Annotated in this window: 15 protein-coding genes and 1 pseudogene; 7 read left to right on the forward strand and 9 right to left on the reverse strand. The window is 69.6% G+C overall.

The annotated features are described in order from the left end of the window. The first annotated feature begins 52 nt into the window (after positions 1-52). From QSJ95_RS12845 to QSJ95_RS12855, 3 genes are all read left to right on the forward strand, one after another. A complete protein-coding gene (locus QSJ95_RS12845; protein ID WP_285642824.1) occupies positions 53-1,582 on the forward strand; it encodes an FAD-dependent oxidoreductase in 1,530 nt (509 codons plus the stop codon). A gap of 260 nt (positions 1,583-1,842) precedes the next feature. After that, on the forward strand, positions 1,843-3,432 hold the full coding sequence (locus tag QSJ95_RS12850) for an ABC-F family ATPase (RefSeq protein ID WP_024128333.1): 1,590 nt from the start codon (positions 1,843-1,845) through the stop codon (positions 3,430-3,432). Between the two features lie 198 nt (positions 3,433-3,630). Continuing rightward, positions 3,631-4,641, forward strand: coding sequence for an alpha/beta hydrolase family protein (locus QSJ95_RS12855; protein WP_009619468.1), 1,011 nt, complete (start codon positions 3,631-3,633; stop codon positions 4,639-4,641). Positions 4,642-5,907: 1,266 nt separating this feature from the next. Here QSJ95_RS12855 and mgtA read toward each other — a convergent pair. The 7 genes and pseudogenes from mgtA to QSJ95_RS12890 form a co-directional block, all read right to left on the reverse strand. Beyond that, entirely contained in the window at positions 5,908-8,628 is a 2,721-nt protein-coding gene (gene mgtA / locus QSJ95_RS12860; protein ID WP_285642828.1) for a magnesium-translocating P-type ATPase, read from the reverse strand. A gap of 91 nt (positions 8,629-8,719) precedes the next feature. Beyond that, the gene (locus tag QSJ95_RS12865) at positions 8,720-9,652 is read right to left on the reverse strand and encodes a phosphatidate cytidylyltransferase (RefSeq protein ID WP_285642830.1); all 933 of its coding nucleotides are present in this window, start codon (positions 9,650-9,652) and stop codon (positions 8,720-8,722) included. A 1-nt stretch (position 9,653) separates the two neighbouring features. Beyond that, positions 9,654-10,300 (reverse strand): annotated as a pseudogene (locus QSJ95_RS12870) (lysophospholipid acyltransferase family protein). A 34-nt stretch (positions 10,301-10,334) separates the two neighbouring features. Continuing rightward, the gene (locus tag QSJ95_RS12875) at positions 10,335-10,946 is read right to left on the reverse strand and encodes a CDP-alcohol phosphatidyltransferase family protein (protein WP_285642832.1); all 612 of its coding nucleotides are present in this window, start codon (positions 10,944-10,946) and stop codon (positions 10,335-10,337) included. A 113-nt stretch (positions 10,947-11,059) separates the two neighbouring features. Continuing rightward, positions 11,060-14,725, reverse strand: coding sequence for a translocation/assembly module TamB domain-containing protein (locus tag QSJ95_RS12880; RefSeq protein ID WP_285642834.1), 3,666 nt, complete (start codon positions 14,723-14,725; stop codon positions 11,060-11,062). After that, positions 14,722-16,419, reverse strand: coding sequence for an autotransporter assembly complex protein TamA (locus tag QSJ95_RS12885; RefSeq protein WP_502945272.1), 1,698 nt, complete (start codon positions 16,417-16,419; stop codon positions 14,722-14,724). The genes QSJ95_RS12880 and QSJ95_RS12885 overlap by 4 nt, the downstream gene beginning before the upstream one ends. 115 nt (positions 16,420-16,534) lie before the next feature. Further along, entirely contained in the window at positions 16,535-17,182 is a 648-nt protein-coding gene (locus QSJ95_RS12890; RefSeq protein WP_009619457.1) for a GNAT family N-acetyltransferase, read from the reverse strand. Positions 17,183-17,331: 149 nt separating this feature from the next. On the opposite strand from QSJ95_RS12890, the gene xthA reads away from it, so the two are divergent. Further along, the gene (gene xthA / locus QSJ95_RS12895) at positions 17,332-18,144 is read left to right on the forward strand and encodes an exodeoxyribonuclease III (RefSeq protein WP_009619456.1); all 813 of its coding nucleotides are present in this window, start codon (positions 17,332-17,334) and stop codon (positions 18,142-18,144) included. Here the strand turns inward: xthA and QSJ95_RS12900 are convergent, their stop codons facing one another. Next, positions 18,145-21,732 (reverse strand): ATP-binding protein, encoded by a 3,588-nt coding sequence (locus QSJ95_RS12900; protein WP_009619455.1) that lies wholly within the window; start codon positions 21,730-21,732, stop codon positions 18,145-18,147. A 166-nt stretch (positions 21,733-21,898) separates the two neighbouring features. Between QSJ95_RS12900 and QSJ95_RS12905 the strand changes: the two genes are divergently transcribed. The 3 genes from QSJ95_RS12905 to QSJ95_RS12915 all read left to right on the forward strand — a co-directional run bounded on the left by QSJ95_RS12905 (position 21,899) and on the right by QSJ95_RS12915 (position 24,672). Next, positions 21,899-23,278 (forward strand): substrate-binding domain-containing protein, encoded by a 1,380-nt coding sequence (locus tag QSJ95_RS12905; protein ID WP_285642839.1) that lies wholly within the window; start codon positions 21,899-21,901, stop codon positions 23,276-23,278. A gap of 199 nt (positions 23,279-23,477) precedes the next feature. Beyond that, positions 23,478-24,518: a TerC family protein gene (locus QSJ95_RS12910; protein WP_058489191.1), complete on the forward strand. Its 1,041-nt coding sequence runs from the start codon at positions 23,478-23,480 to the stop codon at positions 24,516-24,518. Next, positions 24,487-24,672, forward strand: a complete 186-nt coding sequence (locus QSJ95_RS12915) for a hypothetical protein (RefSeq protein ID WP_009619452.1) — start codon at positions 24,487-24,489, stop codon at positions 24,670-24,672. Before QSJ95_RS12910 ends, QSJ95_RS12915 begins: the two co-directional genes overlap by 32 nt. A 38-nt stretch (positions 24,673-24,710) precedes the next feature. Here QSJ95_RS12915 and QSJ95_RS12920 read toward each other — a convergent pair whose 3' ends face one another. Continuing rightward, on the reverse strand, positions 24,711-25,058 hold the full coding sequence (locus tag QSJ95_RS12920; RefSeq protein WP_009619450.1) for a helix-turn-helix domain-containing protein: 348 nt from the start codon (positions 25,056-25,058) through the stop codon (positions 24,711-24,713). Positions 25,059-25,161: the final 103 nt, after the last annotated feature.

Consider the following 25,161-nt stretch of genomic DNA (forward strand, 5'->3'; position numbering starts at 1 on the left):
GCGGGGGGCTATCCTGAAGCGGTGACCTTCAGGAAAAGACGAGGAGAGAGCGATGAGCGACCATCCATCGTCCCCGCCCGGCCCCGACTTCGCCCAGGGCGTGCCCCTGGCGGACATCACCGAAGGCAGCCCGCTCGCTGGCCACGTCGGCGGCGAAGCGGCGCTGCTGGTGCGCCAGGCCGGGCAACTGTACGCCATAGGCGCCACCTGCCCGCACTACGGCGCGCCCCTGGCCGAGGGCCTGGTCGACGGCGATACCCTGCGCTGCCCCTGGCACCACGCCTGCTTCCGCCTGCACGACGGGCGCCTGCTCGCCCCGCCGGCGCTGGACGACCTGCCGCGCTGGCAGGTGGACTGCCGCGACGGCAAGGCCTACGTCGGCGCGCCCTTGCCCGTTGCTCCGGCAGACCTGCCAGCCGGCGCCCAGCCACCGGCCTCGGTGGTGATCATCGGCGGCGGCGCCGCCGGCAACGCGGCGGCCCTCGGCCTGCGCCACGAGGGCTACGACGGGCCCATCACCCTGCTCAGCGCCGACCCGGCGGCCCCCTACGACCGGCCCAACCTGTCCAAGGACTACCTGGCCGGCAGCGCCGACCCCGCCTGGCTGCCACTGCGTTCGGCGGACTTCTACGCCAGCCAGCGCATCGAACTGCGCTGCGATACCCGCGTCAGCCACATCGACACGGCGCACAAGAAGCTGACCCTCGCCAGCGGCGAGGAACTGGACTACGGCGCCCTGGTGCTGGCCACCGGCTCCGCGCCAGCGCGCCTGGACGTGCCCGGCGCCGACCTGCCCCACGTCCGCGTGCTGCGCAGCCTCGCCGACTGCGACGAGCTGATCGCCCGCTGCGCCACGGCCCGCCGCTGCGTGGTGGTGGGCGCCGGCTTCATCGGCCTGGAAGTGGCCGCCTCGCTGCGCAGCCGCGGCCTGGACGTGCAGATAGTGGCGCCCGGCGCGCGGCCCATGGAGAACGTCTTCGGCGAAGCCCTGGGCGACATGCTCCGGGCCCTGCACGAAGCCCACGGCGTGGGCTTCCATTTCGGCGCCGAGGTCAAGGCGATCGAGGCGCAGCAGGTCAGGCTGTCCACTGGCGGCACGCTGCCGACGGACCTGGTGGTGATCGGCATCGGCGCCCGCCCCGAGCTGGAGCTGGCCCGCGACGCCGGCCTGAAGCTGGACAAGGGCGTGCTGGTGGACGCCTGGCTGCGCACCAGCGCCGCGGACGTCTATGCCGTGGGCGACATCGCCCGCTGGCCGGACGCCCGCAGCGGCGAGGCGATCCGCGTGGAGCACTGGGCGGTCGCCGAGCGCCAGGGCATGGCGGCGGCGCGCAACATCCTCGGCCACGCCCAGCGCTTCACCGCGGTGCCGTTCTTCTGGACGCACCAGTACGACACCACCATCGACTACGTCGGCCACGCGCAGCACTGGGACCGCGTGGACATCGACGGCGACCCCGCCGCCCACGACTGCCGGGTGACCTACTGGCGCGACGGCAAGGCGCTCGCCGTCGCCACCGTGGGGCGCGACGGGCAGAGCCTGGAGGCCGAGGCCGCCTTCGAGAAACAGACGCCCGGCTGACGGGCGGCCCGCCGGCGCGAAACGACCCGCCATGCAAGGACAGGCCCACCTATGAGATAATCCGCGGCCTGTCCGGCATGCCCCCGCCCTTCAAGCGCAAAAGCCTGGACATTGCGTCCAGATGCTGCCCTTCGCGCACGTCCGCTGGATTCCCCCGGCGCCCATGGTAACGGGCCCGGAAAGCCAACATTGGTATCGAATCGGTATCGGCCCGCTGCCAGACCGGCCCAGCGGCTCGCCAGTCATTGATAGGTAAAACTTTGATTTCCACAGCGAACATCACCATGCAGTTCGGCGCCAAGCCGCTGTTCGAGAACGTTTCCGTCAAGTTCGGCAACGGCAACCGCTACGGCCTGATCGGCGCCAACGGTTGCGGTAAGTCCACCTTCATGAAGATCCTCGGCGGCGAGCTGGAGCCCTCCTCCGGCCAGGTCATGCTGGAAAACGGCGTGCGCCTGGGCAAGCTGCGCCAGGACCAGTTCGCCTACGAGGACTTCTCGGTGATCGACACCGTGATCATGGGCCACGAGGAACTGTGGAAGGTCAAGGCCGAGCGCGACCGCATCTACTCGCTGCCGGAAATGAGCGAGGACGACGGCATGGCCGTGGCCGAGCTGGAAGTGCAGTTCGCCGAGTTCGACGGCTACACCGCCGAGTCCCGCGCCGGCGAGCTGCTGCTGGGCCTGGGCATTCCCCTGGAGCAGCACTTCGGCCCGATGAGCGCCGTGGCCCCGGGCTGGAAGCTGCGCGTGCTGCTGGCCCAGGCGCTGTTCTCCGACCCGGACCTGCTGCTGCTCGACGAGCCGACCAACCACCTGGACATCAACACCATCCGCTGGCTGGAAAACGTCATCACGGCGCGCAACAGCACCATGATCATCATTTCCCACGATCGTCACTTCCTCAACAGCGTCTGCACCCACATGGCCGACCTGGACTACGGCGAGCTGCGCCTGTTCCCGGGCAACTACGACGAGTACATGACCGCCGCCGAACAGGCCCGCGAGCGCCTGCTGTCGGACAACGCCAAGAAGAAGGCGCAGATCGCCGAGCTGCAGACCTTCGTCAGCCGCTTCTCGGCCAACGCCTCCAAGGCCAAGCAGGCCACCAGCCGCGCGCGCCAGATCGACAAGATCCAGCTGGAAGAGGTCAAGCCGTCCAGCCGCGTCAGCCCGTTCATCCGCTTCGAGCAGTTCAAGAAGCTGCACCGCCAGGCGGTGACCCTGGAGAAAGTCAGCCAGGGCTTCGACGGCGTGCCCCTGTTCAAGAACCTGAGCCTGCAGGTGGAAGCCGGCGAGCGCATCGCCATCATCGGCCCCAACGGCATCGGCAAGACCACCCTGCTGCGCACCCTGGTCGGCGAGATGCCGCCGCAGACCGGCGAAGTGAAGTGGACCGACAGCGCCGAGGTCGGCTACTTCGCCCAGGACCACGCCGAGGACTTCGAGGACGACTACAACCTGTTCGACTGGATGGCCCAGTGGACCCAGGGCGGCGAACAACTGGTGCGCGGCACCCTTGGGCGCATGCTGTTCTCCAACGACGACATCAAGAAGTCGGTCAAGGTGATCTCCGGTGGCGAACAGGGCCGCATGCTGTTCGGCAAGCTGATCCTGAAGAAGCCCAACGTGCTGGTGATGGACGAGCCGACCAACCACCTGGACATGGAGTCCATCGAGGCGCTCAACCTGGCCCTGGAAAACTACCCGGGCACGCTGATCTTCGTCAGCCACGACCGCGAGTTCGTGTCCTCCCTGGCCACCCGCATCATCGAGCTGTCGGAAAACGGCGTGACCGACTTCAGCGGCAGCTACGACGACTACCTGCGCAGCCAGGGCGTGATCGTCTGATGCCACCCGCAGGGGATGCCGCGCCGGCATCCCCTGCCCCTCCCCTCCCCGCAACACCCTCTCCCACCGTCGATCCGCCGCCCCGCACGCCGTGAAATTGGCGCGTACCCTGCAAGGATGTCCGCACCGCGGCGGCCGGCCGCGCCCAGGCGCCCGGCAACGCCCGTTCCAGAGGCTGCGTTGGGGGTGGAGAGCACCATGTTGGGGCGATTCGTCTGTTGCGTTGTGCTACTGATCTTCTCACTGGCGGCCGGCGCCGAAACGCTGAGCGTCGGCTTCCATCGCCTGACCCTCGACGACCCGCTGGACCACCAGCCGATGCGCGCCATCGCCTTCTACCCGACGCGGGCGCCAACCGCCCCCACCACCCTCGGCCCGTTCACCCTGCCGCTGGCCGAGGAAGCCCCGGCGGTGGCCGGGCGCCACCCGCTGCTGGTCGTCTCCCACGGCAACGGCGGCACCCCGCTGGCCCTGCGCGACCTGGTGCTGGCCCTGGCCCGGCGCGGCTTCGTGGTGGTCACCCTGCTGCACCCCGGCGACAACCTCCACGACCAGAGCCGCCTGGGCGCCCTGAGCAATCTCTACGGCCGTCCGCTGCAGGTGTCCGAAGCCATCAGCGCGGCCCTGGCCGACGAGCGCCTGGCGCCGCTGCTCGATCCGCGGCGCATCGGCGTGATCGGCTATTCCGCCGGCGGCGAGACGGCGCTGATCCTCGCCGGCGCCCAGCCGCGCCTGGAGCGCCTGCGCCGCTACTGCACGCAACGCCCGGACGACCGCGACGCCTGCAGCGCCGGCGGCGAGCTGCTGGCCGACCGCAACGACCTGGCGCCCATGGCCGACCCGCGGGTGGGCGCGGTGATGCTGCTGGCGCCGCTAGGGCTGATGTTCGGCAGCCGCGAACTGGCCGACGTGAACGTCCCGGTGCTGATCTACAGCGGCGACGCCGACAAGGTGCTGGACTGGACGCGCAACGCCGCCGCCCTGGCCCGCAAGCTGCCACGCAGCGCCGACTTCCACGTGCTGCTGGGCGCCGGCCACTTCGTCTTCATGGCCCCCTGCAACGAAGAGGAAACCGCCGCCACCCCGGGCCTGTGCAAGGACGCCGAAGGGGTGGACCGGGTGGCCATTCATCGCCACCTGATTGGTGATGCACAGCGCTTCTTCGACGAGGCGCTGGAACCGGAGCAGGTGCAGGCGACGTTGCGCTGAGGTTTGTCGCGGGGGGGCGTGGTTTGTAGGAGCTTGCTCGCGAAGGGTGTTCTGTCGGAGGGGCTTGATGTGGCTTAGTGTGGTGATGGGTATCGCTTCGCTCAACCCATCCTACGGGGGCTTTCCTGGAACTGTAGGAGCGGGCCCTGCCCGCGAATCGCGCGCAGGGCGCGCTCCTACATGGGAATGGCGCGGGTGGGGCAGCGTAGGAGCGGATCTTATCCGCGAACCGCGCCGGAACATCCGGCCATCGCGGACAAGGTCCGCTCCTACGCCCGTGCTTCCTGTAGAGCAACTGTCTTGCGCCGAGGTGCTCTTCGTAGGATGGGTTGAGCTTGCGATACCCATGCTGCCGTGGTGATGGATATCGCTTTGCTCAACCCATCCTATGGGGCTTTCCTGGAACTGTAGGAGCGGGCCCTGCCCGCGAATCGCGCGCAGGGCGCGCTCCTACATGGGAATGGCGCGGGTGGGGCAGCGTAGGCGGATCTCATCCGCGAACCGCGCCGGAACATCCGGCCATCGCGGACAAGGTCCGCTCCGCCCGTGCTTCCTGTAGGAGCAACTGTCTTGCGCCGAGGTGCTCTTCGTAGGATGGGTTGAGCTTGCGATACCCATGCTGCCGTGGTGATGGGTATCGCTTCGCTCAACGCCATCCTACGAAAAGCCGTGCTTCCTGGCACCGTAGCGGGCCCTGCCCGCGAATCGCGCGCAGGGCGCGCTCCTACATGGGAATGGCGCGGGTGGGGCAGCGTAGCGGATCTCATCCACGAACCGCGCCGGAACATTCGGCCATCGCGGACAAGGTCCGCTCCTACGCCCGTGCTTCCTGTAGGATCAACTGTCTTGCGCCGAGGTGCTCTTCGTAGGATGGGTTGAGCTTGCGATACCCATGCTGCCGTGGTGATGGGTATTGCTTCGCTCAACCCATCCTACGGGGCTTTCCTGGAACTGTAGGAGCGGGCCCTGCCCGCGAATCGCGCGCAGGGCGCGCTCCTACATGGGAATGGCGCGGGTGGGGCAGCGTAGGAGCGGATCTCATCCGCGAACCGCGCCGGAACATCCGGCCATCGCGGACAAGGTCCGCTCCTACGCCCGTGCTTCCTGTAGGAGCAACTGTCTTGCGCCGAGGTGCTCTTCGTAGGATGGGTTGAGCTTGCGATACCCATGCTGCCGTGGTGATGGGTATCGCTTCGCTCAACGCTATCCTACGAAAAGCCGTGCTTCCTGGCACCTAGCGGACTCCGTCCGCGATTCCCTCAAGCCCTACGACCACCCATACCGCCGCGCGAACCACCCCTTCACCGCCTGCGTCAGCCCCATGTAGCCCAGCAGGATCGCCACCAGCCACGGCCAGTAGCCCGGCGGCAGCGGCTGCATGTGGAAGTAGCGCGCCAGCGGCCCCATGGGCAGGAAGATCGCCAGCGCGCCTATGCCCGCGGTCATCGCCAGCAGCGGCCAGGAGGCGCGGCTCTGCAGGAAGGGGATGCGCCGGGTACGGATCATGTGCACCACCAGCAGCTGCGAGAGCAGCCCCTCGACGAACCAGCCGGACTGGAACAGCGCCTGGTGGGCCGGGGCGTTGGCGCCGAATACGTGCCAGAGCACCAGGAAGGTGGTGATGTCGAAGATCGAGCTCAACGGCCCGAAGAACACCATGAAGCGCCCCAGGCCGTCGGGGTTCCACTGCTGCGGGCGGCTCAGCTGTTCGGCGTCCACGCCGTCGAAGGGGATGGCGATCTGCGAGATGTCGTACAGCAGGTTCTGCACCAGCAGTTGCATCGGCAGCATCGGCAGGAACGGGATGAAGGCGCTGGCCACCAGCACGCTGAACACGTTGCCGAAGTTGGAGCTGGCGGTCATGCGGATGTACTTGAGCATGTTGGCGAAGGTGCGCCGCCCTTCCACCACGCCCTCCTCCAGCACCATCAGGCTCTTTTCCAGGAGGATCAGGTCGGCCGCTTCCTTGGCGATGTCCACCGCCGAGTCCACCGAGATGCCGATGTCCGCGCTGCGCAGCGCCGGGGCGTCGTTGATGCCGTCGCCGAGGAAGCCCACCACGTGGCCGCGCTCGCGCAGCACGCGGACCAGGCGTTCCTTGTGCGTCGGCGTCAGCTTGGCGAACAGCGTGGTGCGCTCGGCCAGTTCGCCCAGCTCGGCGTCGGCGATGTCGTCCAGCTGCGGGCCCAGCAACACGCCGTCCACCTGCAGGCCGACGTCGCGGCAGACCTTCAGCGTCACCCGCTCGTTGTCGCCGGTCAGCACCTTCACCGCCACGCCGTTGGCGGCCAGGGCGCGCAGGGCCGGGGCGGTGGTTTCCTTGGGCGGGTCGAGGAAGGCGATGTAGCCGTCCAGGCACAGCCCCTGCTCGTCGGCCAGGCCGTAGGTGTCGCGGTTGGTCGGCAGCTCGCGGGTGGCCACCGCGACCACCCGCAGGCCGTCCTGGTTGAGCGCCTCGGCCACCGCGCGGATGCACGCCAGGCGTTCGCCGGTCAGCGGTTCGACGCGCTCCTGCTCGCGCACCGAGGTACACACCGCCAACACTTCCTCCAGGGCGCCCTTGCAGATCAGCAGATGGTGGTCATCGCGCTCGCTGACCACCACCGACATGCGCCGGCGGGCGAAGTCGAAGGGGATTTCGTCGACCTTGCGGTAGCGGCTGTCCACCCGCAGCGCCTGGCGCAGTTCCACGTGTTCGAGCACGGCCACGTCCAGCAGGTTCTTAAGCCCCGTCTGGTAGTGGCTGTTGAGGAAGGCCAGCTGCAGCACCCGGTCCTCCACCTCGCCGAAGGCGTCGGTGTGGCGTTCCAGGACGATGCGGTCCTGGGTCAGGGTGCCGGTCTTGTCGGTGCAGAGGATGTCCATGGCGCCGAAGTTCTGGATGGCGTCCAGGCGCTTGACGATGACCTTGCGCCGGCTCAGCACCACCGCGCCCTTGGCCAGGGTCGAGGTGACGATCATCGGCAGCATTTCCGGGGTCAGGCCCACGGCGATGGACAGCGCGAACAGCGCCGCCTGCAGCCAGTCGCCCTTGGTGAAGCCGTTGAGCAGCAGGACGATGGGCGCCATCACCAGCATGAAGCGGATCAGCAGCCAGCTGACCTTGTTGACCCCGGCCTGGAAGGCGGTGGGCGTGTGGTCGCTGGCGATCACCCGTTCGGCCAGGGAGCCGAAGTAGGTCTGCGCGCCGGTGCCGACCACCACCGCGCGGGCCGAGCCGCTGACCACGGTGGTGCCCATGAAGCACAGGCTGTCGCGCTCCAGCGGGTTGCCCTGGCGGGCGTCGCGGACCTGGGCGAACTTCTCCACCGGCAGCGACTCGCCGGTGAGCGCCGCCTGGCTGACGAACAGGTCCTTGGCGCTGAACAGGCGCACGTCCGCCGGCACCATGTCGCCGGCCGACAGCCACAGCACCTCGCCGGGCACCAGTTGGCGGATCGGCACCTCCAGGCGCAGCGCCGCGCCCTGCCCGCCCTCGGGGTAGCGGAACACGGTGGCGGTGTTGCTGACCATGGCCTTGAGCTGCTCGGCGGCGTCGTTGGAGCGCTTCTCCTGGACGAAGCGCAGCAGCGTGGAAATGCCCACCATGGCGCCGATCACCACCGCCGCCTCGCTGTCGCCGGTGAACAGCGACACCAGCGCCAGCACGCTGAGCAGCAGGTTGAAGGGGTTGCAGTAGCACAGCCACAGGTGCCGCCACCAGGGCATCGGGCGCTCCTGGTCGACCTCGTTGAGCCCGACGCTCTCCCGCCGCTCGGCGGCCTCGGCCTCGCTCAGACCCTCGCGGCGGCTGCCCAGGCGCTCGAACAGCGCCTGCGGCTCCAGCACCGACCATTCCAGCATGCCCTGGGCCAGTTGCGCCGGGGCCTGGCGCCCGGCCGCCGAGCCGCGCAGCAGGTCGAGCAGCACCAGCCGGCGCAGCTGCCGGGCGGGCAGGCCCTTGTTGAGGAACTCCAGCAGGTGGGTTCTGATCTGTTCGAAATGCATGGCGACTCCCCGATCACTGCCGCCCTGACCGGCGGCAGCGGGAGTCTGCGAGGAGTTCCTTAAGATGCCATGAAGGCGCGGCAGGCGGCCCTCAGGTCCACCAGTAGCGCACCGCGTGGAAGAAGATCGGCGCGGCGAAACACACCGAGTCCAGCCGGTCGAGCATGCCGCCGTGGCCCTCGATCATGTGCCCCCAGTCCTTGACTCCGCGGTCGCGCTTGATCGCCGACATCACCAGGCCGCCGAAGAAGCCCAGCACATTCAGCAGCAGCGCCATCAGCAACGCCTGCCAGGGCGCGAAGGGGGTGATCCAGTAAAGCGCGGTGCCGATCGCAGTGGCCAGCGCCACGCCGCCGACGAAGCCTTCCACGGTTTTCGACGGTGACAGGTTGGGGGCTATCCTGCGTCTGCCGAACAGCTTGCCGCACACGTACTGCAGCACGTCGGAGAGCTGCACCACTATCACCAGATAGGCGATCAGCAGCAGGTTGCGGCCCTCGAAGCCGGGTATGTCCAGGGTCAGCAGCGCCGGCACGAAGGAAATGCAGTACACCGCCAGCATCAGCCCCCACTGCACCTTGGAGGCGCGTTCGAGGAAGTGCTTGGCGTCGCCGCCCAGCGAGGCCAGGATCGGCAGCAGGAGGAACACGTAGACCGGGATGAAGATGGAGAACATCCCGTACCAGTCGATGGCGACCAGCAGGTACTGCATCGGCAGCACGAAGTAGAACGCCGCCACTAGTGCCGGGTAGTCGCTGCGCCGGGTCGGCATCAAGGTCATGAATTCACGCAGCGCGTAGAACGACACGCCATAGAACAGCAGGATCACCGCCCAGTTGCCAAGGGCGAAGGCGCAGCCGATCACCGCGACCATGGCCCACCAGGCCTTGATCCGCGCATTGAGGTTGTCGATCACCGCGTGCGGCCCGGGGGCCACGCGCCAGCGCAGGACGGCGCCGATTATCGAGGCGCAGAGGAGGATCGCGCCGATGCCGGCGAACAGCAGCCAGGTCTGCCCGTCCATTTCAGTGCCCCTCCGCCGGCGCCAGGGCCAGTAGCGACTCACGGGCGCGCTCGAGGAAAGCCTCCTTGGCCTCGTCGGCCTGCGCCGCCAGCGGCGTGCCGAAGCTCAGGGTGCACAGCAGCGGCAACGGCAGCGCGCGGCCCTTGGGCATCACCCGGTTGAGGTTGGCGATCCACACCGGCACCAGCTCCACCTGCGGATGGGCGCGGGAAAGGTGGTAGATGCCGCTCTTGAACGGCAGCAGGCGCACCTCGTCGTCCACAGGTTGCGCGTGCCCTCGGGGAACAGGATCAGCGAGTCGCCGGCGGCCAGCGCGCGTTCGATCGGCGCCAGCGGGTTGCCATCGGCTTCGCTGCGCTGGCGCTCGATGAGCACGCCGTTGAACACCCGGTTGATGACGAAGCCGCGCAGGCCGGGTTTGCCCCAATAGTCGGCGCCGGCCACCGGCCGGGTACGCGGGCGCAGCTCCGGCGGCAACGAGGCCCAGAGCAGGACGAAGTCGCCATGGCTGCTGTGGTTGGCATAGTAGATGCGTTGTACCGCCTTCGGCGTGGTGCCCAGCCACAGGCTGCGCAGGCCGGTGACCGTGCGGGCGCTGGCGATGATGGCGTAGGCGAGGAGTTTTCCAGCATCCGTGGGTTCCTTCAGAGGGCCAGGGTGAACCGGCAGACGAGCGCGGCCATCAGTCCTGACGCAGCGCGGCCAGGCCCTGGCTGACGCGGTTGACCACGGTCAGCGCCAGCAGCGCAGCCAGCAACCACATGGCTGGGTCGATCCAGGCCGTCGGCAACAAGCCACTGGCAATTCCGGCGCCGAGCACGCCAAAGCACAGCGCTCGGTCGCTCTTGCCCATGGGGCCGTCGTAGCGCCGCGAGGCACCGACCATGTGCCCCAGCACGCCGGCGTATTCGGCGAGCAGCGCCAGCAACACCACCAGCACCACCCAGGCCGGGGTCACCCCTGGCAGCAAGGCGAACGGCAGGTAGAGCGCGGCATCGGCGACCACGTCGGTAAGTTCGTTGAGGTAGGCGCCGAGGGGCGACTGCTGCCCGAATTCGCGGGCCAGCATGCCGTCCATGGCATTGAGTGCCATGCGCAGGAACATCCACAGCGGGATCAGGGCAAACACCCAAGGGTGCGCAGCCAGGCCAGCCACCAAGGAGGCCACCAGCATCGATAGCGCACAGGCCGCCAGTGTCACCTGGTTGGCCGTCGCGCCCCGGGAATGCAGGCGCACCACCAATGGCCGCAGCAGATTCTGGAAGCTCGATTTGAGTTGATAGACCGAAACCATCGCGCCGTCCGTGGAGTTGAGTGGGCGGTCACGATATCCATGTCGCAGTCAGATATGGGCCGAGAATGATGCGCGAAAATTCGCTGACATCATTCGCAACCTGACTGCCTCTCTCAGAAGTCGCGCTTGTAGAAGATGTCCAGCGAACTGGCCAAACCGCTGGCGGCCTCCAGGTAGACCTTCTTGCTCAGCAGGTAGCGCAGGGCGATGGTGTTGGCCGGCTCGAACACGCCCACGCCGTAGCGCAGGCTCAGGCGCTCGGAGAGCTGGCCGCTGGCGACCACGCTGGTGCTGGTGCCGGTGCCCTCGGTGCCCAGCTCGAAGTCCTTGATGCCCAGCTGCCTGGCCACCTCGCCGGTGATCGGCGCGCTGCCGGCCAGGCCCAGGGCCAGGGCGGCCTCGCCGAGCATGTTGCTGTCCTCGCCGGTGGACAGCGGGCGGCCCATGACCAGGTAGGACAGCGCCTGCTCCTGGCTCATCGCCGGCTCCGAGAACACCTCGCTGCGCGGCTGCTCGGCGTTGCCGGTCAGGCGCAGGCCGGCGATCACGTCGTCGACCTTGCGGATCGCCTCGATGTCCAGGTACGGCTGGTCGATGGGGCCGGCGAACAGCAGGCGCGCGCGGCGGATGCTGAGTTTCTGCCCGTAGGCCCGGTAGCGGCCCTTGTTCAGGCTCAGTTCGCCGCGGGTGTCCATGTCGTCGCCGATGTGCACCTGGCCGGCCAGCTCGGCGCTCAGGCCGAAGCCGCTGAAGGTCAGCTTGTCCTGGCCGACCAGCACGTCCACGTCCATGGCCAGGTGGGGGCCGCCCTGCTCCTTGGGCGGCGCGCCGACGATCAGGGTGTCGTCGGAGAGCTTCACCGTCGAGGGCGGCAGCTGGCGGATGACGATGGCCCCGCGCGGCACCTGCACCTTGCCGGAAACGCTGAGCTTCTGGTCGGCCATGCGCAGCGCCAGGTCCGGGGTGACTTCGAGGTTGGCATAGGGCTCGACGCTCACCGGCAGGTCCGTGCCGCGCACCGCCAGGTCCATGTCCAGGCCCTGGCTCCAGGCCAGGTAGCCGCCCAGGCTGCCGTTGCCCTTGTCGCCGCCGCTCCAGGTGCCGCTGAGGTCGACGCGCTCGCCGGCGATACGCGCCAGCACCTGCAGGTTGGCCAGGCGCGTCGGCAGGTCGCCGCCGGACAGCTCGCCGCCGGAAAGCCGCAGTTCGCCGTCCAGGCGCGGCTGCATGAGGCCGCCGGAAATGCGCCCGTTGCCGTCCAGGCGGCCCTTGAGCGTCTCGACCATGGGCACGAAGGGCCGCGCCACCGCCAAGTCCAGCCCGGCGAGGGTGAAGCTGCCGCTCAGTGGCTTGTTCTTCGGCCGCGGGTCGAGCACCGCCTGGGCGTCCAGGGTGCCGAGCTGGTTGCCGTGGAACTGCAGGCTGCTGTCGATGCGGGTGGGCGTCAGGCGGCTTTCCAGGCGCAGGCTCTGGTAGGGGAAGTCGAGCCACTGGTCCTGTTCTTTCAGGCGCAGGGTGCCGGCGCCGGCGTCCAGCAGGATGTTGCCGTTGGGGCCGCGGGCCGGCAGGTCGAGCTTGACGTCGCCGTTGAGCTTGCCCTGCCAGGCGAAGTCCTCGGGCAGCCAGCGCGCCAGGCTGTCCAGCGGGAAGTCGCGCAGTTGCCAGCGCAGCTGCGGCTCCGGCAGCAGGCGCTGCTCGCCGCCGCAGAGGCTGGCCGGGCCGGAGGCCCAGCAGTGCGCGCCCAGGTTCAGGCGGCCATCGGCCAGGCGCTCCAGGCGCGCCGGCTGTTGCAGGCGCCAGTCCTGGCCGCCGCTGTGGATTTCGCCCTTGGCCAGGCGGCCGCGCCAGTCGCGGCCGTTCCAAGTGCCGTCGAAGCCCAGCGCCAGCACCAGCGGGCGGCCTTGCAGGGACAGGTCGAGCTGCTGGCGTTGCAGGTCGCCCTGGCCGCTGGCCTTGAACTGGCCCAGGCGCGTGTCGCCGGCGCGCACGCCGTCGGCCAGCAGCTCCAGGCGGCCGCGCTGGGCGGCGTCGAGGCGGGCGCTGAGGTCGAGGCTGCGCACGCCGTTGTCCTGGAAGGCCAGGCGCTGGCCCTTGAGGCTCAGTTCGCCCTGGGGCGCCTTGAGGCTGCCGGCCAGGTCGAGGCGGCCGTTCAACTGGCCCTGCAATTGCGGCCAGAGCTGGCCCAGGCGCGCCAGGGCGATGTCCAGGCGCCCGGCCAGGCGCTGGTCGAGGCTGGCCTGGCCGCTGATGCGGTTGTCGCCCAGGCGCAGTTCCAGGCCGTCGACCTTCCAGTTCTGGCCCTGGCCGTTGGCGGCGGTCTTGAAGACCGCCGGCTGGCCGCGCAGGCGCCCCTGCAGGTCGAGGTTGGCCTGCACGGCGAGCACGCCGTTCTTGAAACTGCCCTGGCTGCTCAGCGGCCCGCCGAGCTTGCCCGGCAGTTCGGCGACCCAGTAGGCCGGGTCGAAGTCGCTCAGCTTCAGTTGCGCGTCCCAGGCCAGGGTGTCGGCGAACTTCAGGCCCAGGCTGCCCTCGGCCTTGCCCTGCCCGGCGACCAGTTGCAGCGACGGCAGGTGCACCTCGGCGAAATTGCCGGACACCGGGCTGCTGAGCTGGAAGGCGCCGGCCGGGCCGCTGAGTTCGGCGGCGAAGTTGCCCAGGTAGGCCTCGTCGCGGTACTGCAGGTCGGCTTGCAGGCGGTGCATGGAGACCGGCGGCGGCTCCATGGGATACAGGCGCAGCCAGGGGAAGTCCAGCCAGTCCAGCTTGGCATCGGCGGCGAAACCCTCCTGCCAGTCGAGGCGGCCGCTCAGGCCCAGGCGCTGTTCCGGCGCGGCGGTGAGGTTCAGCGCCGCGATGTCCGCGCCCTTGGCGTCGACGCGGCCCTGCAAGGCCAGGGCGACGTCGCCGCCCTCCCCCGGCAGCACGGCCGAACCGTTGATGCGGTAGCCGGCGGCCAGGTCGCCCGCCGCTTGCAGCTGCACCTTGTTCAGCACCAGGGTGTCGGGCAGGTCGGCCGCGCCGCGGAAGCCGTCGGCACTGATCTTCGCGCTGGCCGGCAGGTTCTCCGCCAACGGTTGCAGGTCGCCGCTCAGGTGGCCTTGCAGGTAGCCGCTGCTGTCGGCTTCCAGCAGCAGGTGGCCGAGCAGTTCGCCCTTGGCTTGCAGTTTCAACTCCCAGGGCTGCTCGCCGGGCGCCGGCAGGCGCAGGCTGCCCTGGGCCTGCAACGGCCAGTTGCCCTGCGGGGTGAGCAGGCCGCTCAGGTCCACGGCCAAGTCGCCGCGGGCGGCCTTGAGCACGTCGATGTGCAGGCCGTCGGCCTCCCAGTGGGCGCTGGCCTGGACGTTGCTGACCTGTTCGTTGCCATCGAGCAGGAAGCTGCCCAGGCGCACCTCGCCCAGGCGCACGGCCAGGGGCAGTTTCAACGCCGGCAGCTGGATCGGCCCCTCGCTGGGTTCCGCTGGCCCCGGCGCCAGGCGCAGCTGCACGCGCTCGACGATCAGGCGGTCGATGCACAGCGCGCCTTGCAGCAGGCAGGCGGGCGACCAGGCGAACTGCGGCCGCTCGACCTCCAGCTCGGTGGCGCCGTCGCTCCAGGCCAGGCGCTCGGCCTGCCAGGCGCCGCCCAGCCGGCCGGCATAGCCCTGCACCTGCAGGCCCGGCACCAGGCCCAGGGCCCAGCGGCTGCCGGCCTCGCTGCCGAGGATGGCGGCCAGCGCCACGGCCAGCAGCAGGATCAGGCCGAGCAGCGCGGCCACCAGGTATTTCAACAGGCGCTTCACAGCTCGGGCCCCATGGAGAAGTGGATGCGCCAGCCGCCGCCCTCGTCCAGGCCGTCGGCCAGGTCCAGGCGCAGCGGCCCCACCGGCGACACCCAGCGGATGCCGAAGCCGACGCCGGTCTTGATCGAGGGGAAGTCCAGCGAGTTGAAGGAGTTGCCCTGGTCGATGAAGGTCGCCAGGCGCCACTTTTCGGCCAGCGGGTACTGGTACTCGACGCTGCCGGCGACCATGTAGCGCCCGCCGATGCGGTCGCCCCGGGAGTTCTTCGGCGACAGCGTCTGGTAGTCGTAGCCGCGCACGCTCTGGTCGCCGCCGGCGAAGAAGCGCAGCGACGGCGGGATGCTCGAATAGTCGTTGGTGGCGATGAAGCCGACCTGGGCGCGGCCCAGCAGGCGGTGGCCGCCGGCGAAGGTGGTCAGGCCCTTGGCCATGGCGCTGACGTGGGCCAGGTCGGCGTCGGCCAGCAGGCCCTCCTTGGCTACCTTGGTTTCCAGCTGCAGGCGGTAGCCCTGGTGGGGGTCGACCTTGTTGTCGGCGTGCAGGATGGAATAGCCGAAGCCGGGCATGAGGAAGCTGCTGTTGCCCGAGTCGTCGCCCAGCAGGTATTCCTCGTGCAGCCAGCCCAGGGAGAACGAGCGCTGCCAGCCGCTGGGCAGCTTGCGCAGCCACTCGCCGCCGAGGGTGAACTGCTTGCTCTCGGTGTCCACCAGGTCTTCGTTCTGGTAGCCGGTGGTGAAGCGCAGCTTGTCGGTCAGCGGCGGGTCCAGCGGCACCTCGTACCAGGCGCCGACGTTCTGCCGCGGCCCGGAGACTTCGGCCTCGGTGCCCAGGCTGTGGCCCTGGGGGTTGACCCAGTGGCGCGTCCAGCTGAACTTGGCGCGCGGCCCCACGTCGGTGGAGAAGCCCAGGCCGACGCCGAGCGAGCGCGGCTTGCGCGCGCTGAGGTGGACCGCCACCGGGATGCTCTCGCCCTTGGCCTGCAGCGGCGAGGCGTCGACGCGCACGCCGTCGAAGTAGCCGCTGGACTGCAGGGCCTGGTTGAGGTCGGCGATGAGTTCGGAGTCGTAGGCCTCGCCCTGCCGGAAGGGCACCATGCGCCGCAGCAGTTCCTCGTCGAAGGGGTAGTCGCCGCTGAAGCTGACCGCGCCGAGGGCGAAGCGCGGGCCGCTGGCGTAGACCAGCTCGATGTCGGCCACCCCGGCCTCGGGGTCGACGCGCAGTTGCTGGCGGGTGAAATGGCCGCGGAAGAAGCCGAAGCGCGAGGCCTGGTTCTGGATCAGCCGCTTGGCGTCCTCGTAGGTGCCGTGGTTGAGCTGCGCGCCGGGCTTCAAAGTATCGCCGCCGGGCACGCGGAAGTTCGCAAGCTTCGCCGCCGGCCCCTCGATGCGGATGTCGACCGTGCGCAGCTTCACCGGCTCGCCGGGCGAGACGTCGATGCGCAGGCGCGGGTTCTTGTCGTCGCCGCGCACCCGCGCGCGAATGCGCGCCTGGTAGTAGCCCAGCGCCTGGGCGGCCTGCACGGCCTGCTGCTGGACCGTGCGGCGCAGGCGTCGCAGGGCGGTTTCGTCGCGCCCTTCCACGCTGCCCACATAGGCCTCGATATTGGCCTTGAGCGCAGAGTTGGCGGGGTCGATACGTACGTCGAGCTGGCTTTCCGCTGCCACTGCCGCGCCGATCCAGCACAGCAGGCCCATCAGCGCTAGCCGAATCGTTCCTTGGAGTCTCATGGCGCGAGATGCTAGCACGATGGCCGTGACAATCCAGCGCCGCGGCCCCTGCGCCGCGGCTTTGCGCGATGGCGAGGGGCTATCAGCCCTCGCGGGCCAGGCGCGTTTCCGGCTGCGGATTGGGGTGGAACAGCACGTGTTCGCGCAGCGGCCCCAGCGCCACTTCGCCTACCTCCTCGTAGCCGTGGCGGCGGTAGAAATCCAGGTAGCGGGCGTTGCCGGTGTCCAGCACCAGGCCCTGGGAATCCACGTCGTCGACGCACCAGGCATGCAGGGCGTCGAGCAGTTGCTCGCCAAGGTGGCGGCCCTGGAATTCCGGGTGCACGCCCAGCAGCGGCAGCACGTGGTAGGGCCCCGGCGGCAGGCAGCCGAGCACGGCCTCGTGGTAGGCCAGGTAGCGCCGCGTGCAGCGGAAGCCGGTGGTGAGCAGCATGCGCATGCGCCAGGCCCAGCTGTCGGTGATGTCCAGGCGGCGTTGCGGCGGGGCGATCAGCGCCACCGCCACCAGGCGCTCGTCGATCACCAGGCCGAGCACCGGCAGGTCTTCGGACAGGTGCCGGTTGGTCAGCTCGCGCACGGTGGCGCGCACCCGCTGGTCGAAGCCGGGGCGGTCGCTTTCGAACAGGTAGGCGAAGGTCGGCTCGTGGCGGTAGGCGTGGTAGAGCAGCGAGCGGATCTCCCGGGCGTAGGAATCGCCCAGCAGGCGGACTTCGGCGAGCGTCTCAGGCATGCGGACACCTCTTGTTATCGTGTTTGGGCCCAGAGCCGAACCCTAGCAGCGCCGCGCCCGCACCGCCAGCGGCCGCCTTCGGGCCGTCGCGGCATTTGCCGCTGCCGGCGCCAGCGGCTAGCATCGTCACTTTGCCCAGGACGCTGCGGATGAAAATCGTCTCTTTCAATATCAATGGCTTGCGTGCCCGCCCCGCCCAACTCAAGGCGATCGTCGAGACGCACCAGCCCGACGTCATCGGCCTGCAGGAAACCAAGGTCGCCGACGACCAGTTCCCCCGCGAAGAGATCGAGGCCCTGGGCTACCAGGTGCACTTCCACGGCCAGAAGGGCCACTACGGCGTGGCCCTGCTCTCGCGCCAGGCGCCACTGGAAATCCGCTACGGCTTCCCCAACGACGGCGAGGACGCCCAGCGCCGCTTCATCTGGGGCACCTTCGCCGACGCCGACGGCCAGCCGATCACCGTGATGAACGGCTACTTCCCCCAGGGCGAAAGCCGCGAGCACCCGGTGAAGTTCCCGGCCAAGCAGCGCTTCTACGCCGACCTGCAGCAGCTGCTGGAAAGCCAGTTCAAGCCCGAGCAGCGCCTGGTGATCATGGGCGACATCAACATCTCGCCGGAGGACTGCGACATCGGCATCGGCGAGGAGAACCGCAAGCGCTGGCTGCGCACCGGCAAATGCAGCTTCCTCCCCGAGGAGCGCGAGTGGCTGGGCAAGCTCAAGGCCTGGGGCCTGGTGGACAGCTTCCGCCAGTTGCACCCGCAGGTGAACGACCGCTTCAGCTGGTTCGACTACCGCAGCCGCGGCTTCGAGGACGAGCCCAAGCGCGGCCTGCGCATCGACGTCATCCTCGCCTCCGAGGCGCTGCGCCCGCGCCTGGCCGATGCCGGCATCGATTACCAGATCCGCGGCATGGAAAAACCCTCCGACCACGCGCCCATCTGGCTCAAGCTGAGCTGATCAGCCAGCGGCGCGCGCCAGCCAGTCGGCCAGCGCGCGCTGCAGTTCGGCCAGCGCCGCATCGGCCTGGCCCAGGCGCGCTTCCAGTCCTTCCCCATCGCCTTCGCAGATTCGCTGCAGGGCGCGGCAATGCCCTTCCGCCTCGGCGGCGCCGATGATCGCCGCGGCGCCGGCCAGGCGGTGCGCCAGGTCGCCCAGCGCCTTGCGGTCGCCACGGTTGCGGGCCTGGTGCAACTGCTCGATGTCGCCGGCATTGGCCTGCGCCAGGGTGCGCACGAACTCCCGCGCCGCCTCGCTCTCCAGCGGCTGCGGGCCGAACAGGCCACTCAGGTCGAAGACCGCATCGTCGGCCGGCTCGTCCGGCGCCGCGGCCTGCGCGCCGGCCAGCGCCTGGGCCAGCACCTCGAGGGTCAGCGGTTTGAACAGCACCTGGTCCATGCCGGCGTCGCGGCAGCGCTGCACTTCTTCCTCCTGGGCGTTGGCCGTGGCGCCGATCACCCGGCACGGCCGCCGCCCCTGCTCGCGCTCGTGGGCGCGGATGCGCCGGCTCAGCTCGTAGCCGTCGACGCCGGGCATCCGGCAATCGGTGATGACCGCGGCGAAGTCGCCGGCCAGCCAGGCCTGCCAGCCCTCCTCGCCGCCGGCCGCCAGGGTGGCGCTGTGGCCCAGGTGCGCCAACTGCTGGCGGAACACCATGCGGTTGGCCGGGTGGTCGTCCACCGCCAGCACCCGCAGGCCGCCCGGGACGCTGGCGCTGGTGCCCGGTTGCGCGGTGTCCGGCGGCGCCTCGGTGAGCGCCAGCGGCAGGCGCACGCTGAAACAGGAGCCTTGGCCGGGCTCGCTGTGCAGGCCGAAGGCGCCGCCCATCAGTTGCACCAGGCGCTGGCTGATGTGCAGGCCCAGGCCGGTGCCCTGGCCCCTGGCGCCCGGCTCCACCTGGACGAAGGGCTGGAACAGCCGGGCCTGGTCCTCGGCGGAAATGCCGATGCCGCTGTCGATCACCTCCACCAGCAGCTCCAGGCGCTCGCCCTGGCGCCGGGCGCTGGCCCGCACGCGCACGCCGCCGCGCTCGGTGAACTTCACCGCGTTGTTCAGCAGGTTGAACAGCACCTGCTTGAAGCGCAGAGCATCCAGCAGCACCCAGTGGTCCAGCTCGCCCTCGGTTTCCAGGTCCAGGCCCAGGCCCTTCTGCGTGGCCAGGCCGGCGAACAGCGCCACCGCGCCTTCGATCTCGCGGCGCAGCAGCGCCGGCTGCGGCGTGGAATCGATGCGCCCGGACTCGATGCGCGCCAGGTCCAGCACGTTGCCGATCAGCATCAGCAGGGCCCGCGCGGCGTCCTGCGCCACCTCCAGCGCCTCGCGGTCGAGCACGCCGTCGCGGGCCTTTTCCAGCACCAGCTCCTGCAGGCCGACGATGGCGTTCATCGGCGTGCGGATCTCGTGGCTCATGGTGGAGAGGAACTGGCTCTTGGCGGCGCTGGCCTGGTCCGCGCGCTGCCGCTCGCGCTCCAGCTGGTTGATCAGTTGCTGGCGCTCGGTCAGGTCGACCCAGCCACCGATCACGCCCTGCACCACGCCGTCGCCATCGTGCTGGGCCACCGCCCAGTGGTAGACGTAGTGATCGCCGTCGCGCAGGCGCAGCACGTAGTCGCCCGGCGCCGGCATCTCGCCGTCGGTCACCTGCTGGCGGTGCACCTGCATCAGGCGCTCGGCCTCCTCCTCGGGGAACCAGCCCAGCTCGCCGATGGCCTTGCCCAGGCAGTCCTCCGGGCGCGCGTCGAACATGCGCAGCATGGCCTGGTTGCAGAGGTCCAGGTGGCCCTCGCGGTCGAGCCGGTAGACCGGGTTGGGCAGCGCCTCGATCAATTCGTTGAGCAGCCCCACCTGGGCGCCCAGGCGCCGCTCGGCGCGCCGCGTGCGTAGCACCTGGCGGTTGAGGTAGAAGCCCCAGACCAGCGACAGCAGCACCAGCGCACCGGCCAGCGCGGCGCCGCTGAGGATCGCCTGGCGGTGCTCGGCCCAGAAGTCGCCGCCGCCGGAGGCCAGGCGCGGCTCCCAGCGCCGCACCAGTTCGGCCACCTCCTCCGGGTCCACCGACAGCTGGGCCTTCTCCAGGATGGAGTAGAGCTCCGGCTGGTCCGGGCGCACGCCGATGCTGAAGGGGGTGCTCAGGTCTTCGAGTATGCCGGCGACCTTGAGGCTGTCCTTGAACTCGCCGGCGATCAGCGCGCGGGCGCTGAACAGGGTGCTGACGGCCGCCTCGCTGCGCTGCTCGGCCACCTCGCGCAGGGCCTGGCGCTGGTTGCCCGCCGACTCCAGGCGGGTGTCCGGGTAGCGCTCGATGAGCGCGCGGTTGAGGTAGGGGTCGATGGCGATGGACACGCGCTTGCCGGCCAGGTCGTGGAGGTCGTGGACGGCCGCCGCGTCCTTGCGCATCACCAGGAGCATGGTGGCCCGCAGGTAGGGCGGTAGCAGCGCCAGGCCCTCGTTGCTCGGCGGCACCACCGGCGTCAGCCAGGCGCGCCCGGCGTGCAGCTCGCGGAACACGTCGGCGTAGTCGTCCACCGCGGCATAGGCGAAGCGCAGGCCGGAGCGCTGGCCCAGCAGGTCCAGGTAATCGCGGGCGATGCCGCTGACGCGCCCGTCGGCGTCGGCCTGGGCCAGCGAGCCGCTGTGGCGGTTGACCACCACCGGCACCCGCGGGTGCTCGGCCAGCCAGCGGTTTTCCCGCGGCGTCAGTACCACCCGCTGGCCGCCCAGGCGCAGGCGCTCGCCGGCGCTCCAGCGGCGTAGGATTTCCTCGTTGCGCTGCACGTCGATGCGCGCCAGGCCGCGGTCCACCAGGCCGAGCAGGCGCTCCTCGCCGGGGCGCATGAGGAAGCCGAAACCGGCGCTCTCCAGCGGCGCGAAGTTGTCGATGCGCAGGTTGAACAGGTAGTTCATGTTGATCAGGTAGTGCACCGACAGCGCATCGCCGAGCATGCCGTCGACGTTGCCCAGGCTCAGCGCCTCCAGGGCCCGCAGCGGCGAGGCGAAGAGCAGGACGCGGCTGTTGGGATAGGCCGCCTGCACCTGGGCCAGGCGCAGGTAGTCGGCCACCAGCGCGAGGGTGGTGCCGGGGCGGCTGGCGTCGAACGGGCGGGCATCGTCGCTGACCAGCACCGGCTGGTCCTGCAGGTAGGTGCGGCTGAGCAGCAGGCCGCGGGCCTCGGCCTCGCTGGCGGTGCCGCCGCAGACCATGTCGATCTCGCCCTTGCGCAGCGCCTCCAGGGCCGCCTCCCGCGAGGGGTAGGCGTAGACGCGCTGGTAGCCGCCGGCCAGCAGCCCCAGGTAGTCGGCGCTGACGCCCTCCAGGCGGCCGCCGCCGACGATCTGCAGCGGCGGCCGGTCGACCTGCGCCACGCCGACGCGCAGCGGGCCGCGCTGCGCCAGCCAGGCCCGCTCGGCGGGGCTCAGCCAGCTGTCGGGCATGTGCGCGCTGTAGCCGGAGAGGGTCAGCGGCTGCAGCGGCGGCTGGTCGATGGCCAGGGCCGGCGCCGCGCCCAGCAACAGGGCACAGCAGAAGATGAGGCCGCGTACTGGGGACATGGCGCTCCTTGCGGGAATGGCTCGGCAGCCCGGACAGGCCGCTGCTGAATGACTATAGCCAAAGCGGGCGCGCCCACCCGGCGCGCCCGCGAGGCCCGGCGTCACCGCACTGAAACCTTGCCCGCCTATGCTCCCGGCCTCGTCCGCAACCGCCCTGGAATCACCGATGCCGCACTTCACGCGCCACGACAAGGACGCCTGGCCCGTCACCCTCGCCTGGCTGATCATCGCCTTCGTCTGCTACGCCCTGCCCTGGCACGCCTTCGCCGCCCTGCCCGCCGCCCCGGAGGGCCAGCCGGTGCTGCGCATCCAGGGCTCCAACACCATAGGCGCGCACCTGCTGCCGGAGCTGGTGAAGGGGCTGCTGCTGGAACAGGGCTACAAGGCCATCCTCGCCGAGCCCGGCCAGGCGCAGAACGAAACGCGGGTCCACGCCCGCGACGCCCAGGGCCGCGACGTCGTGGTGGAGATCGCCGCCCACGGCAGCAGCACCGGCTTCGCCGCGCTGAAGGACGGCAGCGCCGAGATCGCCGCCGCCTCGCGGCCGATCAAGGACGCCGAGGCCGCGGCCCTTTCCGCCTCGGGCAACCTGCGCGGCGCCAAGGCCGAGCAGGTGATCGGCATCGACGGCCTGGCCATCGTCGTGCACCCGGACAACCCGCTGCGCGAGCTGAGCACCGCCCAGTTGGCCCAGGTCTTCGCCGGCGAGGTGACGACCTGGGAGCAACTCGGCGGCCGCGGCGGCGCCATCCACCTGTACGCCCGCGACGACAACTCCGGCACCTTCGATACCTTCAAGGAACTGGTGCTGGCCAGCCAGGGCAAGGCCCTCGCCGCCTCCGCCCAGCGCTTCGAATCCAGCGACGCGCTGTCGGCCCAGGTCGCCGCGGACCCGCAGGGCATCGGCTTCGTCGGCCTGGCCTCGGTGCTCAAGGCGCGCGCCCTGGCCATCGCCGATGGCGAGTCGCGGGCGATGCTGCCCTCCCCCGGCAGCATCGCCACCGAGGACTACCCGCTGTCGCGCCGCCTGTACCTGTACATCAAGCCCAACGAGCGCAACCCCTGGGCCCAGGCCCTGGTGCAGTTCGCCCAGGGCGACCGCGGCCAGGCCCTGGTCAGCGGCAGCGGCTTCGTCGGCCAGCGCGTGCAGGCCATGCGCGTGCAGCCCGCCGAGGGCATGCCCGAGCAGTACAAGGCCCTGGCCCGCGAGGCCCGCCGGCTGTCAGTGAATTTCCGCTTCCACGAGGGCAGCGCCACCCTGGACAACAAGGCCCAGCGCGACGTCGAGCGCCTGCTGGCCTACCTGCGCCAGCACGACAAGCTCGACGGCAAGGCGGTGCTGGTCGGCTTCGGCGACGCCCGCCAGGACCCGGCCCGCGCCCAACTGCTGTCCAAGCTGCGGGCCATGGCGGTGCGCCGCGAACTGGCCAGGGAAGGCGTGGTCTTCCACGGCATCGAGGGCATGGGCGCGGCGCTGCCGGTGGCGGCCAACGACGACCAGGAAGGCCGGGTGAAGAACCGCCGCGTGGAGGTCTGGGTGTACTGACCCAGGGCAGCCCAGGGCGCTCGCCCCTGGTCTAGGCTGTTACTGTAGGAGTGAATAGGTCGTAGGAACTTGTTACTTTCCCCCGCTTGCCTCGCGACCCTGCTCTGCTATTTTTCCCGCCGTGACGCCGGGCCCCTCTGACGGTCGCTGACCGCCATGTCGGAGTCACTTTCGACAACGACAGCAAGAGAGGGCCCGCATGGCACCCCTATTGGATTTCCTCAATACCCCCTTCCTCGGCACCGCCGCCTGGTTCTGGCTGCTGTTCCTGGCCATCGTCATCCTCCTCCTGTTCCTCGACCTGGGCGTGCTGCAGCGCGACCACCACGAGATCGGCGTGCGCGAGAGCCTGCTGCTCTCGGCCGGCTACTTCAGCTGCGGCCTGGCCTTCGGCGGCTTCGTCTGGTACGAGTTCGGCGCCACCAGCGCCATGGAGTACTACACCGGCTTCCTGGTGGAGCAGTCGCTGTCGATGGACAACGTGTTCGTCATGGCGATGATCTTCGGCTTCTTCGGCATCCCCCGCCGCTACCAGCACCAGGTGCTGTTCTGGGGCATCCTCGGCGCCATCGTCATGCGCGCCATCATGATCGGCCTGGGCGCGGCGCTGGTCAGCGAGTTCGAGTGGATCATGTACGTGTTCGGCGCCTTCCTGCTGTTCAGCGGGGTGAAGATGCTGCTGGTCAGGCACGAGGAAGAACCCGACCTGGCCAACAACCCGGTGCTGCGCTTTTTGCGCAGGCACATCCGCGTCACCGAGCAGCTCCACGAGCACCACTTCTTCGTGCGCAAGCCGGACGCCAGCGGCAAGCTGGTGCGCTTCGCCACCCCGCTGTTCCTGGCGCTGATCCTGATCGAGCTGGCCGACGTGGTGTTCGCGGTGGACAGCGTGCCGGCGATCTTCGCCATCACCAAGGACCCGTTCATCGTCTACACCTCGAACATCTTCGCCATCCTCGGCCTGCGCGCCCTGTACTTCTCGCTGGCGGCGATGATCCACCGCTTCGTCTACCTGAAGTACGCCCTGGCCCTGGTGCTGGTGTTCATCGGCGCGAAGATCTTCGCCCACGGCTTCATCGGCAAGGTTCCCGCCGTGCTCTCGCTTGGGGTAACCTTCGGCCTGCTCGCTGGCGGCATACTGCTGTCACTGCTCAAGACGCGCAAGGCAGGCGAGCAGGAGCTGGAAATCGTCAGCCGGGAGACCCTGCATGCAGGACGAGGTGAAGATCGAGGCCATTGAAGTCCAGGGCCGGCCCTGGTGGCTGGTGCGCCTGGGCCGCCGCGGCCTGCGCTTTTCCCAGGAATCCCTGGCCCGCGCCTTCGCCGCCCAGTTGCATGTGCGCCGCCAATGGTGGCAGCAGCGCGGCGAAGACGAACCCAACGAACGCACCTGAGCCCCCCGCCCGCCGCCGGCGGGGCGCTCGCAGCGGCGCTAGTGGCTGCGCCGGCCCTTGAGCACCTTGACGATCTCGCCGATCAGGTTCACCACCAGCGCCCGCTCGCTCTCCGCCAACCCCTGAAGCAGGTCGCCGATGGCCTCGGCCTGCTCGGCGACGTCGATCGAATCCTTGCGGAAAAGGTCGCTCAGCGGGCATTCGAGGATTTCCGCGATCTGTCCCAGGCGCTGCAAGGTCGGCGATATCACACCGTTCTCCATGCGGCTGATGGTTTCCTTCTCCACCCCTATCCCCTCTGCTATCTGTGCCTGCGTCAGCCCCTTGGCCCTGCGGCGGTTGGCGATGGCTGCGCCGACTTCATGGACCACGCTCCGACCTTTCATGCGAATTGACCTCATACATCATCCGATATAACGCCTCAAGCCATTTTCAGGGGAGCTTGCGTGCGGCTGAAGGACGCATGACGTCTACAAATGTTTCTTAATA

The organism is Pseudomonas sp. NBRC 100443 (assembly GCF_030268185.1).
Lineage (GTDB): Bacteria > Pseudomonadota > Gammaproteobacteria > Pseudomonadales > Pseudomonadaceae > Pseudomonas > Pseudomonas citronellolis.

Excerpts from the sequence above, each read along its gene's own strand:
- QSJ95_RS12845 (WP_285642824.1), top strand. The coding sequence starts at position 53 with ATGAGCGACCATCCATCGTCCCCGCCCGGCCCCGACTTCGCCCAGGGC.
- QSJ95_RS12855 (WP_009619468.1), top strand. The coding sequence starts at position 3,631 with ATGTTGGGGCGATTCGTCTGTTGCGTTGTGCTACTGATCTTCTCACTG.
- mgtA (WP_285642828.1), bottom strand. The coding sequence starts at position 8,628 with ATGCATTTCGAACAGATCAGAACCCACCTGCTGGAGTTCCTCAACAAG.
- QSJ95_RS12865 (WP_285642830.1), bottom strand. The coding sequence starts at position 9,652 with ATGGACGGGCAGACCTGGCTGCTGTTCGCCGGCATCGGCGCGATCCTC.
- QSJ95_RS12875 (WP_285642832.1), bottom strand. The coding sequence starts at position 10,946 with ATGGTTTCGGTCTATCAACTCAAATCGAGCTTCCAGAATCTGCTGCGG.
- QSJ95_RS12885 (WP_502945272.1), bottom strand. The coding sequence starts at position 16,419 with ATGGGCCTGCTGTGCTGGATCGGCGCGGCAGTGGCAGCGGAAAGCCAG.
- QSJ95_RS12890 (WP_009619457.1), bottom strand. The coding sequence starts at position 17,182 with ATGCCTGAGACGCTCGCCGAAGTCCGCCTGCTGGGCGATTCCTACGCC.
- xthA (WP_009619456.1), top strand. The coding sequence starts at position 17,332 with ATGAAAATCGTCTCTTTCAATATCAATGGCTTGCGTGCCCGCCCCGCC.
- QSJ95_RS12900 (WP_009619455.1), bottom strand. The coding sequence starts at position 21,732 with ATGTCCCCAGTACGCGGCCTCATCTTCTGCTGTGCCCTGTTGCTGGGC.
- QSJ95_RS12905 (WP_285642839.1), top strand. The coding sequence starts at position 21,899 with ATGCCGCACTTCACGCGCCACGACAAGGACGCCTGGCCCGTCACCCTC.
- QSJ95_RS12910 (WP_058489191.1), top strand. The coding sequence starts at position 23,478 with ATGGCACCCCTATTGGATTTCCTCAATACCCCCTTCCTCGGCACCGCC.
- QSJ95_RS12915 (WP_009619452.1), top strand. The coding sequence starts at position 24,487 with ATGCAGGACGAGGTGAAGATCGAGGCCATTGAAGTCCAGGGCCGGCCC.
- QSJ95_RS12920 (WP_009619450.1), bottom strand. The coding sequence starts at position 25,058 with ATGAAAGGTCGGAGCGTGGTCCATGAAGTCGGCGCAGCCATCGCCAAC.